The 10,448-nt window shown below is 46.1% G+C and carries 11 protein-coding genes; all 11 read right to left on the bottom strand.

Annotated features, from left to right (window positions below):
• Positions 1–45 precede the first annotated feature (45 nt).
• The 11 genes from ACH9UM_RS00420 to ACH9UM_RS00370 all read right to left on the bottom strand — a co-directional run bounded on the left by ACH9UM_RS00420 (position 46) and on the right by ACH9UM_RS00370 (position 10,382).
• The gene (locus tag ACH9UM_RS00420) at positions 46–978 is read right to left on the bottom strand and encodes a pyridoxamine kinase (RefSeq protein WP_004846055.1); all 933 of its coding nucleotides are present in this window, start codon (positions 976–978) and stop codon (positions 46–48) included.
• On the bottom strand, positions 963–3,029 hold the full coding sequence (locus ACH9UM_RS00415) for a glycoside hydrolase family 13 protein (protein ID WP_270186918.1): 2,067 nt from the start codon (positions 3,027–3,029) through the stop codon (positions 963–965). The genes ACH9UM_RS00420 and ACH9UM_RS00415 overlap by 16 nt, the downstream gene beginning before the upstream one ends.
• Before the next feature lie 3 nt (positions 3,030–3,032).
• The gene (gene ftsH, locus ACH9UM_RS00410; RefSeq protein ID WP_022003086.1) at positions 3,033–4,874 is read right to left on the bottom strand and encodes an ATP-dependent zinc metalloprotease FtsH; all 1,842 of its coding nucleotides are present in this window, start codon (positions 4,872–4,874) and stop codon (positions 3,033–3,035) included.
• 15 nt (positions 4,875–4,889) lie between these two features.
• Complete coding sequence (gene hpt / locus ACH9UM_RS00405; RefSeq protein WP_009320674.1) at positions 4,890–5,417, bottom strand: hypoxanthine phosphoribosyltransferase; 528 nt, start codon at positions 5,415–5,417, stop codon at positions 4,890–4,892.
• Positions 5,374–6,840 (bottom strand): tRNA lysidine(34) synthetase TilS, encoded by a 1,467-nt coding sequence (tilS, locus tag ACH9UM_RS00400; RefSeq protein ID WP_004846051.1) that lies wholly within the window; start codon positions 6,838–6,840, stop codon positions 5,374–5,376. Before tilS ends, hpt begins: the two co-directional genes overlap by 44 nt.
• A gap of 73 nt (positions 6,841–6,913) precedes the next feature.
• A complete protein-coding gene (locus ACH9UM_RS00395) occupies positions 6,914–8,350 on the bottom strand; it encodes a SpoIIE family protein phosphatase (protein ID WP_004846050.1) in 1,437 nt (478 codons plus the stop codon).
• Between the two features lie 236 nt (positions 8,351–8,586).
• Positions 8,587–8,937 (bottom strand): septum formation initiator family protein, encoded by a 351-nt coding sequence (locus ACH9UM_RS00390; protein WP_004846049.1) that lies wholly within the window; start codon positions 8,935–8,937, stop codon positions 8,587–8,589.
• Positions 8,938–9,017: 80 nt separating this feature from the next.
• A complete protein-coding gene (gene yabQ / locus ACH9UM_RS00385; protein ID WP_004846048.1) occupies positions 9,018–9,377 on the bottom strand; it encodes a spore cortex biosynthesis protein YabQ in 360 nt (119 codons plus the stop codon).
• A gap of 3 nt (positions 9,378–9,380) precedes the next feature.
• Positions 9,381–9,665 (bottom strand): sporulation protein YabP, encoded by a 285-nt coding sequence (yabP, locus tag ACH9UM_RS00380; protein ID WP_004846047.1) that lies wholly within the window; start codon positions 9,663–9,665, stop codon positions 9,381–9,383.
• 87 nt (positions 9,666–9,752) lie between these two features.
• A complete protein-coding gene (locus tag ACH9UM_RS00375; RefSeq protein ID WP_055158707.1) occupies positions 9,753–9,992 on the bottom strand; it encodes an RNA-binding S4 domain-containing protein in 240 nt (79 codons plus the stop codon).
• A 117-nt stretch (positions 9,993–10,109) separates the two neighbouring features.
• Positions 10,110–10,382 (bottom strand): HU family DNA-binding protein, encoded by a 273-nt coding sequence (locus ACH9UM_RS00370; protein ID WP_004846044.1) that lies wholly within the window; start codon positions 10,380–10,382, stop codon positions 10,110–10,112.
• Positions 10,383–10,448 lie beyond the last annotated feature (66 nt).

Below are 10,448 nucleotides of genomic sequence, written 5' to 3'. Positions count from 1 at the left end.
TCCTCATTTTTGTGATATTTTTCTATATTTTTCCACATCCGCTCTTTATTTTCCCTTTTTTTCGCCGCTTTCTTTCGTCTTTTTGCACAGCATCCAAAGATATTTTTCGTATTCTGCTCCTTCTTTCCCCGAAATTCCAAGCGCTGCCGACTCCCTAACAGCCTTCTCGATCATCTCTCCCGCCAGTCTGACCGAATCTTCTGTACGGTCTCCGCGAGCCTTTCCGCCTGCAATTACGGAAGCGAACAGATCTCCTGTTCCCGAGTAACTTGCCCCGATAAAAGAAGAGATCCCTGCCGTTGTTTTCTCACGCGTCACCGTAAGATTTGCGACCTTCCTGCCGCCTGTTCCGGTCTCTTTTCCGACTGTACACTCTTTCGCAGCGTCCTGCTCCTCAAATAACACCCCTGTCACGATCACTTCCGATACGCCACTGTCCAAAAGTCTGCCTGCCGCTTTCGACACTTCCGAAAAAAGAGCTTCTCTGTCTCCCGTTTCCGAAATATTTTGAATCTTATCATAATCATAATCCGTCAAAAGACAAAGTTCCGTCACATTCGGCGTCACGATATCCGCTCTTTTAACAAGCTGTTTCATCTCTTTCTGAAATAACCCGTCAAAAACAGAAAATCGTTTTCCGTTATCTCCGAGCACCGGGTCTACAAGAAGAAATGTGCCTTCTTTGTGAAACAGATCGAGAAAGTGATTCACTTCCCCGATCTGTCTGTGGTCTGACATAAACCCTGTAACGATCCCGTCAAACTGCGCGCCTGATTTCTTCCATTCTTCGGTAATCATCCCCATCTGCTCTGTAAGATCCTGAAAAAAATAACTTTCAAACCCTGTCTGTGCACTCAAAACGGCTGTCGGAAGAGGACACGGCTGCACCCCCATCGCCGACAATACCGAGATTGCGGCTGTCAGCGAACATCTTCCGAAGCCTGCCAGATCATTTAGAACCGCTACTTTCCCTGCCATGTTTTCTCTCCCTCCGAAATAGGTTTCATTACGATTGCGGAATGACGCCCCATATTGATGACGATCTCTCCGTTTTCTACAATGAACTCGTCATACTCTGTCGTATATCCTTTCTCATATGTATACATAAGCCTTTCCATCCTGCCTTGCTTCGGAACTCCCGCAAACCAGACCGGAACTGTCAGCTCTTTTAAATCTTTACTGTTGTTTAAGATAACAATGATCTGCTCATCTTCCTGAAATCTTGCGTATGCAAGTACGTTTCTTTCCGCATAGAGCAGCTTGATCGACCCTTTCCTAAGCGGTTTTTCCTGTTTATGGATTCGGATCATCTCTTTATGAAACGCGAGCAGTTCTTTATTCTCCCTGCCCCACGGATATGTGCGCCTGTTGTCCGGATCTGTAAATCCGCATACTCCCGCCTCGTCTCCGTAATAAACGGTCGGCGCTCCGACCCATGTCATCTGAACCGTAACCGCTTCACGCATAACGGCATAGTTAACGCCTTCTTCCGCAGCTTTCGCACCGACATGTTCGGCGCGTCCTACGATGTGATTCGTCCTTGTCAGGAAACGGGAGTGATCGTGATTGGACAGCTCATTCATCGCGACCTGCAAAGAAGGAGTGAGCATACTTGCCATAAAATGGCGCATTCCGCCTATGAAGTTGTCTGCATTTCCCCACAGGTCTGTTCTTCGCTCGTCACTGTGTTTTTCCATTCCGGTCAAAAACCACGTCAAAGGTTCCATAAACGCGTCATAATTCATAACGCTGTCCCATTCGTCCCCCTGCAGCCATTCTCCCGGATCGCCGTAATGCTCTGCCAGGATCAAAGCTTCGGGATTTGCCTCTTTTACTTCTTTGCGAAAACGCTTCCAAAACATATGGTTATATTCGTTGCTGCACCCTAAATCCGCCGCAACGTCAAGTCTCCATCCATCCGCATTATACGGAGGCGAAACCCATTTCTTTCCTATATCCATAATATATTGCTCAAGTTCCGGGGAATCCTCATAAGAAAGTTTCGGCAGCGTATCATGTCCCCACCATCCGTCATAACTTTTATTGTAAGGCCACGCCTCTTTTCTTTCATCATGAAAACGGAAAAACTTCCGGTACGGACTTTCCCCGCTCACATATGCCCCTTTTGGATATTCCGGCTGCTGTTCATAGATCCGCTCCCTGTCAATCCATTTGTTAAACGATCCGCAATGATTAAATACGCCGTCGAGAATCACACGCATCCCTCTTTTGTGCATCTCCTCCACAAGCCTTGCAAACAGCTCGTTGCTCGCTTCAAGATTGCGGATATCGCCTGTTCGCTTCTGATATTTTGTAGCGCCTGTATTATCTTTCGCTCCTTTAGGAAGCGTCTCTCCGCCGTCCGAGACGATCTTTCCATAATGTGGATCGATATAATCATAATCCTGAATGTCATATTTATGATTTGACGGAGAAACGAAAAGAGGATTAAAATATACAACCTCAACGCCGAGATCCTGAAGATAATCCAGTTTATCCATGACGCCCTGAAGATCTCCTCCGTAAAAATTACGGATATCCATCGCCGCCGGAACTTTACTCCAGTCTTTGATCTTTACGCTCGGAGCGCCGATATAAATATATTCCCCGTCCTCCACGTCATTTGTCGGATCGCCGTTACAAAACCGATCCACAAAAATCTGATACATAACCGCGCCTTTTGCCCACTCGGGAGTAGAAAATCCCGGAACGATCATAAACGCATAAAAATCTTCTCTCTGATCGGAAACGCCGCACCTGCTGAAATAACATATCTGATCTCCGCTTTTTACTTCAAACAGATAACTGAACGGAACATCACTTAGCTGCCATTCTATCTCATAGAAATCGAATTCGCCTTCCGAAACAATCTTCCACATCGGATACGACGAATTGCCGGTCAAAATATGGACTTCTTCCACATCGTTGTGAGCCGTGCGAAACCGAATCTTGATCTTTTCGTTTTCCTTCGGTTCTGCAGGGATGACATAATCCTGCGTACCGTCACAGAATAGTGCCTCTCTGTTCATATATTACCCCTCCTCCGACACTCCGTCCTCAAACAATGCCTCAAACTCGCTTCGTGTGATCTTCTCTTTTTCAAGCAGAAGTTTTGCGCACGCCTCAAGAACATCATGGTATTCTTCAAGAATAGAACGGGCTTTGGCATAGCATTCGTCAATAATACGTTTTACTTCCTCGTCGATCGTTCCCGCGATCTTTTCTCCGTATCCTCTTGACGTATGCCCGAAGTCGCGTCCGATAAACACTTCGTCACTGTCATTGTCGTAGTTGATCAATCCGAGGCGTTCGGACATACCGAACTTTGTAATCATTGATTTTGCGATCGCAGTCGCCTGTTTGATATCCTGCGAAGCGCCTGTCGTAATATCGTCAAATATTTCTTCTTCAGCTACACGACCGCCTAAGGAAACCGTAATTTCCTGAAGCATCTGCCCTTTTGTATTAAACATTTCGTCTTTCTCCGGAAGAGGCATCGTATATCCCCCTGCCCCGCCGGTCGGAATGATAGACACACTGTATACAGGTCCTACATCCGGAAGAACGTGGAACAAAATCGCATGTCCCGCCTCGTGGTAAGCCGTAATCTTTCTCTCTTTTTCAGATACGATGCGGCTCTTTTTCTCCGCTCCGATGCCTACTTTTACAAACGCATGACGGATATCTTTCTGTTGGATAAACATTCTGTTATCCTTTGCAGCTATGATCGCAGCTTCATTCAGCAGGTTTTCAAGATCCGCCCCTGTAAATCCTGCCGTCGTCTGAGCGATCTGTTTCAGATCCACATCTTCCGCCAACGGTTTGTTTTTCGCATGAACTTTCAGGATCTCCTCTCTGCCGCCGACATCCGGCCGGCCTACAAGTACGTTTCTGTCGAAACGTCCTGGTCTTAATATTGCCGGGTCAAGGATATCTTTTCTGTTCGTCGCAGCCATCACGATAATTCCCTCGTTGACGCCGAATCCGTCCATCTCAACGAGAAGCTGATTCAACGTCTGCTCTCTTTCATCATGACCGCCGCCAAGTCCGCTGCCTCTTCGTCTTGCCACAGCGTCGATCTCATCAATAAAAATAATACACGGAGCATTTTTCTTCGCATCCTGAAAAAGGTCACGCACGCGAGATGCGCCGACACCTACGAACATTTCCACAAAATCCGAACCCGAAATACTGAAAAACGGCACTCCCGCCTCTCCTGCAACAGCTTTTGCAAGAAGTGTTTTTCCTGTTCCCGGAGGTCCTTCCAACAAAACGCCTTTCGGAATACGAGCGCCTACCTGCACATATTTTTTCGGCGCTTTCAAAAAATCGACGATCTCCGCAAGTTCTTCTTTCTCTTCCTGTAGTCCCGCTACATTTGCAAACGTCACCTTTATCTCGTCATGATTTGTCATGCGGGCGCGGTTTTTTCCGAAGTTCATCGCTTTTGCATTCGCCCCGTTTCCCTGACGGTTCATAAGAAAGAAAAGCAGCATGATCCCGCCAAGCGTGATCACGGTCGGAAGAAGAACGGAAGAAAGCATCGACGTTTCCGGAATTGCGGATACCTGATATAAAACTTCGTTTTTATCAAGCAGTTTCTCTACTTTTTCCACATTCGACACATTGACCGAACGGTTCTCATCTGTATCTTTCAGAGCAAACACTACCGTACCTGTCGGAACTGCCTTATTCTGATCGATATATACTTCTGTTACATTTTCTGCCTCAACCTGCTTAACAAACTCTGTGTATGTCATCTCCTGTCGATGCATCTGCATCCGGTTTGCCATCCAGAGCGCGCCAAAAACGATCACCATAAATATAATGATCGTAAATCCATTCACACTTCTGTAATTTCTGTTATTATCCAAAACTGATCCTCCTGATTATTCCACGCCTTCCACTACGCCGATATACGGAAGGTTTCTATATTTTTGGGCGTAATCAAGCCCATATCCCACAACAAATTCATCCGGGATCTCAAATCCGCAGTAATCAACCTTTACATCTTTCACTCTGCGGTCCGGCTTATCCAAAAGCGTACACAGGCGCATACTTGCCGGATTTCTCTTTTTCAGCACATCGATCAGGTAATACAGTGTATTCCCGGAATCAATGATATCTTCCACAATAAGCACTTCTTTATTCTCGATCGACTCATCCAGATCTTTCGCTATACGAACAACTCCGCTCGAAGCCGTTCCGTCTCCGTAACTTCCGACACACATAAAATCCATAGAAACCGGCACGGTAATCCGCTTAGCCAGCTCACACATAAAAAATACGCCGCCCTTTAACACACAGATCAAATGAATTTGTTTTCCTGCGTAATCTTCACTGATCTGTCTTCCGAGTTCCCTGATCCTCTCGTCAACTTTCTCTTCCGAAATCATCTCTCTGATCGTTTCTGCCATCTTTTTCTTCCTCCGTAATCTTTATCTCAACAATATTTTTTGTCTTTTCTGTCACTTTGTACGCTCTGCTCATCCTGTATCCCGGTATCCACACAATATGGCTTCCGTCTGCGACAAGAAGCATCCTGTCTCTTTCTTCCTTCGGGATCTTCTCGTTGATAAACCATGCTTTCAGTTTCTGACGTCTCCCCTGATCATCGATCACGAGATAATCGCCGCTCTGCCTTGTCCGTACGCAAAGACCGCATTTAATTATATCATAATCAATCCATTTCGTGTAACTTTTTTGCGGGATTTCTTCTGCCTGCAAAATGTCTCCGTTTTCCACAAAACGCAGTTCCAACTTTCCGGCGGCGTCTGACTCCGGCGCCGCTTTTCCCGTTTCCGCCCTGCTTTGTGTTTGCCTTATGATCTCTATCCCGTCATATGTCCTCTTCGCCGCAACGCCTCCCGGCAGATCGATCTGTTTTCCCACCTGCCGGTCAAACAATTCCGAAACCGACTGAAGGTGGGCAGACGTCAGATCTTTCTGTCCTCCGCGCACTTTACCGATACATTTTTGCAGAAGCAGTTTTCTCACTGCCGGAAAACTTTGAAAAAAGCTCTCTTTTTCTATGACAAGTTCTATCGGCGATTCCTTCTGTTCTTGGTCCTTTTTTCTCACGCTGACGCAGGTTTTCCACAACTGCCGCACGCTGTAATCGAGATATTCACATATTTCTTCCGCCTGACGGGATAACGATTCCAGATGTTTCACCGTCTGATCGTTTACTTCGTTTTCCAATACCGGCAGCACTTTATGCCGGATCCGGTTGCGTGTATAATCGTCCTCCTCATTCGTTGCGTCGACGCGCCAGACGATTCCTCTCTCCCGCAGATAAGACTCGATTCTGTCTCTTGTAAGTGAAAGAAGCGGTCTGATCCGGTTGTCCCTGACAGGCACGATCCCGCAAAGGCCGCGTATTCCTGTTCCTCTTGCTATATTAAGCAGAACCGTCTCCGCCTGATCGTCTCTGTGATGCGCGGTTGCGATCTTCGTTCCTCCGTTTTCGGCACACATTTGTTCAAATGCTTCTCTTCGTACTTCCCTTCCCGCTTCCTCACAAGATTGTTTCCGTTTTTCAGCGATTAATTCCACTTCTTTTCGGAAAACACGACACTCCACTCCAAGTTCGCCGCAAAGCTTCTTTACATACTCCTCGTCCGCATCCGCAGCCGCTCCGCGCAGGCAGTGGTTCACATGGCACACTTTTACCTCGAAACCGAACTTTTCCCGCAAACTGCAGAGCGTCAAAAGCAGGCATACCGAATCCGCTCCGCCCGATACGCCTGCTATCACAACATCTCCATGTTCGATCATATGAAATTGTACGATCAATTCCTCTATTAATTTTTCTGTTTCTCTTCCTGCTTTTTCCATCATAAGTATACTATACCAAATCCGTGTTTTTATGTATGAAGCGCCGCGCAATACACAGCTTTTCACTATACGCATACTATACCGAATCCATCCGCGCCTGTAAAGTATTCCTGTCACATATTTCCCACATTCCCACAACGATCACCGTCATATCATCGGCAGGCTCTCTGCCTGTCCACGCCAGGACCTGTTCCAGGATATGATGCGCCATTTCTTTCGGATTGACTATAGCGCTTCCCTGAATGATCGTTTCAAGCAATATATCCTGCTCTCCTACCGGAAGGGCGTCAAGAATCCCGTCCGTAACCATGATCACAAAGTCTCCGTCCTCAAGTTTTCTCCTGACAGAATCAATCTCTATATGATGGACAACCCCGATCGGCAGACTCGTAGAACTTAGATGCTCCACACAGTCTTTTTTCTTAATAAATGTCGAGGAAGCTCCTGCTTTTACGATCTCGCATTCTCCCGAATACAGATCAAACACACTGAGATCCACAGTCGAATAATGAATCTCCTCCCGCCCTGTCGCCAGCGTTGTATTGATCATCTGAACGGCGGCTTTTTCCGGGAATCCCGCGGCAAGCAATTCTTCCAAAAGCTCGATCACAAGCGTGCTCTCCTTACATGCCGTCTCACCTGCGCCCATCCCGTCAGAAAGAGCCGCCGCCTTCTTTCCTCCCGGCAGTTCCATGAGTGTAAAATTATCTCCCGATATTTTCGCACATCCTTTCCCGATCTTGGCAGTACCTGACAGCGTATAGTACGACGGTCCCTCTCTGCATACGATCGTCATATAACGGAATCCGACTACCTGCGGACTTCCATGTGCAAGGACAAAACGTCTTCCCGCTGCTTCTGATACGGCCTGAACGACTTCTTTTGCCGTCCCTTTCTCTTTGCCTGTACTTCGTACTGTCACATGTACTTCAAACTTTCCTTCGCCATTTAAGAACAAATATGTATACAAAACTCGCATTCCACATTTTCTAAGCGCCCCTGCTATCCTCTTTTCCATGCGCTCATCCGTAAAAATACTTTTTTCCAATTCCCGCACTGTCTGTTTCATAATATCGGCAAAAAGATCCATCTGAAACGCACACCCTTCCCTGCTTCGCGCCAGACGGTTTGTCCATATGATCGTTTGTCTCGCATCCCTGAAACCTTCCAGCATCTCCCGCAAAAATCTCGGAGCTTTCTCGCATCTTTGCATCAGTTTTCTCTTTGTCTCTACGTTTAATTCATTTCCATAATGATCGACCGCCGAGAGCACGTCATATCCCATCTGGTACGTATGAACAAAGTTCTCTCCCCAGCACCACGCGTTCTTTTCACATTTTTTGCAGACCCTTTCTTTCACCCGGTCAAACATCCCGTCAATATCGGCTCCCGAAAACTCTTCTTTGTGTGCCTCTAACTCTAAAAATGTATGGGAAAGCTGTTTGAGCGAACTTGCATATTTTTCAATCTGTTCTACATAAGGACTTCCCTGCAAAGCCTGTCCTTCTTTCATTGTATATCCCCTTTCTTACAATCTGACTTTCCCGTCTTAATGTAACACGGTATTTTCTTAAGCGGCATCACCGAAAATGCCAAGAGTCATATTCCGGAATTACAGACAGCCGTCAATGTCTTGAACAGACCCGGACTTCAACTCGCCGCCGTCAATAAAAAAACTCCGGGAAATCTTCCCCGGAGTTATCTTTCGTACATGCCTGTCTGGCTTTTTTGCTCTGTTTGTTTTTCGTCTTATTTATTTTTATTCGACGGTTTAAAAATAATCTCATTCGGATTCACAAGTCCTAATTTATCTTCTGCCGTCTCTTTTATATACTCGTCTGTCTGAACATACTTTTCGTATTCTTTCACTTCTTCCGAGCGCTTCTCTTCCTCTTTGATCTGCGCCGCCAGTTCCTCTTCCTGAGCCTTATACGCGTTGTTCTTTGCATAAAGCTTTACCGCGCCCACCGCAAGTACGCCTGATAAAAACACAAGAACCGTACAAATCATCAAAACGCTTTTCTTATAACTGTGCAGATGTGCCGATCTTCTGCGTCCGGCATTCCTTCTGTCCGCCGTTCTTTTCTTCTTGCCGTTCATTTATCTCACCCTGTTCATCTTTCTTTACACTCCCCAGTGTTAAGTAATATTGTATCTTCTTTTCTGACTCATTTCAAGACTTATTTTCTATTTTCTTTCCTTGCTTTTCTGCACGATTTTTCCGTTTTTTCCTTTTTTCCGCATCTTTCGGCACATAGTTTCACAATCTTTCTGATCCCCGCATGCCCTGCCGCCGCTCCGCACAGCATCCCAAACACAAAAAACCAGCGGATGCTCCCGTATGTTGTGTCATACATTTTCCGAAAAATATAGATGCTCGCAGCAAGCCAGTAAATAAAATCCTCCAGACTGACCGCCCAGCCGCTGTGAGGAACAAGCTTCCGAAAACAAACAAGTACATGATAAGCTGCCGCCGCTTCGACTCCCGCCAGCGCCGCATACAGAAAGATTCCGGCTTCTGCTCCGATCCCGGGTATCATATCCTACTTAAACAGCTTCGTCAGAAAGCTGTCCCCCTGTTTCGCCTGCGGCGTTACGCTTGAATAAGCAATACTGTCAATATTGCCCGACAGATCTACCTCGCCTTTTTCCACGGTCAGTCTGTTGACATGAAGATCCGTGCCTTTCACCATGAGCATCCCCTGCTCTGTTTCAAGAAGTATCTCGTTTAGATCAAAAGACAGTACGTCAAGCACCCCTGTCACCGTACTCGTCTTTCTGTTATTTACAACTAATTTATGCGCCTTCGCAATACGCTGTTCTTCCATGAAAACTCCCTCCCGCCTCCGAACTTTTTACAGCATGGTTATATATATGAGAGGTTGTTTTCATTTATGCTTTTCTTTTCTCTTTCTCTACAAATACCGGAACAATTCCTCTGCTTTTTCCTTCTTCGTCGTATCTTCCAGCTTCAGCACTTCCGCTTTCACTTCTCTTGTTCCGAAATGGATCTCTATCACATCGCCCGGTTTTACCTGCACAGATGCTTTTGCCGGTTTTCCGTTGACGGAAACGCGCCCTGCATCACATGCTTCATTTGCTACAGTCCGCCTCTTAATAAGGCGGGATACTTTTAAAAATTTATCAAGCCGCATTTTTCTCTCCTTCAATAATGTCCGGATCCGCCTCTGTTTTCAGTAAAAACAGAAGCAACAAGGCACTTACGATGATACCCGTAAGTGCCTTTTTATCTGCCCGTTCAAACGAATTGATTAATTGATAGCGTCTTTAAGAGCTTTTCCTGCTTTAAATTTCGGAGCTTTGCAAGCCTCGATCTTCATTGTCTTTCCTGTCTGCGGGTTTCTTCCCTCTCTTGCAGCTCTTTCACTCACTTCAAATGTACCAAAGCCTACAAGCTGAACCTTCTCGCCTTTTTTAAGTTCTTCGGTAACAACATCAACAAAAGCTTTCAGCGCTTTTTCAGAATCTTTTTTTGAAATGTCAGCGCTCTCTGCGATTGCTGTAATCAATTCTGTCTTGTTCATAGGTAAATCCTCCTCTTAATTGTACCACAATACATGTTATTCATTTTAAAGGGGAAGATTCCGAAC

It is taken from the genome of Mediterraneibacter torques, assembly GCF_044591705.1.
In the GTDB taxonomy this organism is placed as follows: domain Bacteria; phylum Bacillota; class Clostridia; order Lachnospirales; family Lachnospiraceae; genus Mediterraneibacter; species Mediterraneibacter torques.
This window is presented reverse-complemented; position numbering and strand designations above follow the sequence as displayed.

Coding starts and splice junctions, on each gene's coding strand:
- tilS (WP_004846051.1), bottom strand. CDS start 6,840: ATGATGGAAAAAGCAGGAAGAGAAACAGAAAAATTAATAGAGGAATTG.
- ACH9UM_RS00375 (WP_055158707.1), bottom strand. CDS start 9,992: ATGCGGCTTGATAAATTTTTAAAAGTATCCCGCCTTATTAAGAGGCGG.
- hpt (WP_009320674.1), bottom strand. CDS start 5,417: ATGGCAGAAACGATCAGAGAGATGATTTCGGAAGAGAAAGTTGACGAG.
- yabP (WP_004846047.1), bottom strand. CDS start 9,665: ATGGAAGAACAGCGTATTGCGAAGGCGCATAAATTAGTTGTAAATAAC.
- ACH9UM_RS00420 (WP_004846055.1), bottom strand. CDS start 978: ATGGCAGGGAAAGTAGCGGTTCTAAATGATCTGGCAGGCTTCGGAAGA.
- ACH9UM_RS00395 (WP_004846050.1), bottom strand. CDS start 8,350: ATGAAAGAAGGACAGGCTTTGCAGGGAAGTCCTTATGTAGAACAGATT.
- ACH9UM_RS00390 (WP_004846049.1), bottom strand. CDS start 8,937: ATGAACGGCAAGAAGAAAAGAACGGCGGACAGAAGGAATGCCGGACGC.
- yabQ (WP_004846048.1), bottom strand. CDS start 9,377: ATGATACCCGGGATCGGAGCAGAAGCCGGAATCTTTCTGTATGCGGCG.
- ACH9UM_RS00370 (WP_004846044.1), bottom strand. CDS start 10,382: ATGAACAAGACAGAATTGATTACAGCAATCGCAGAGAGCGCTGACATT.
- ACH9UM_RS00415 (WP_270186918.1), bottom strand. CDS start 3,029: ATGAACAGAGAGGCACTATTCTGTGACGGTACGCAGGATTATGTCATC.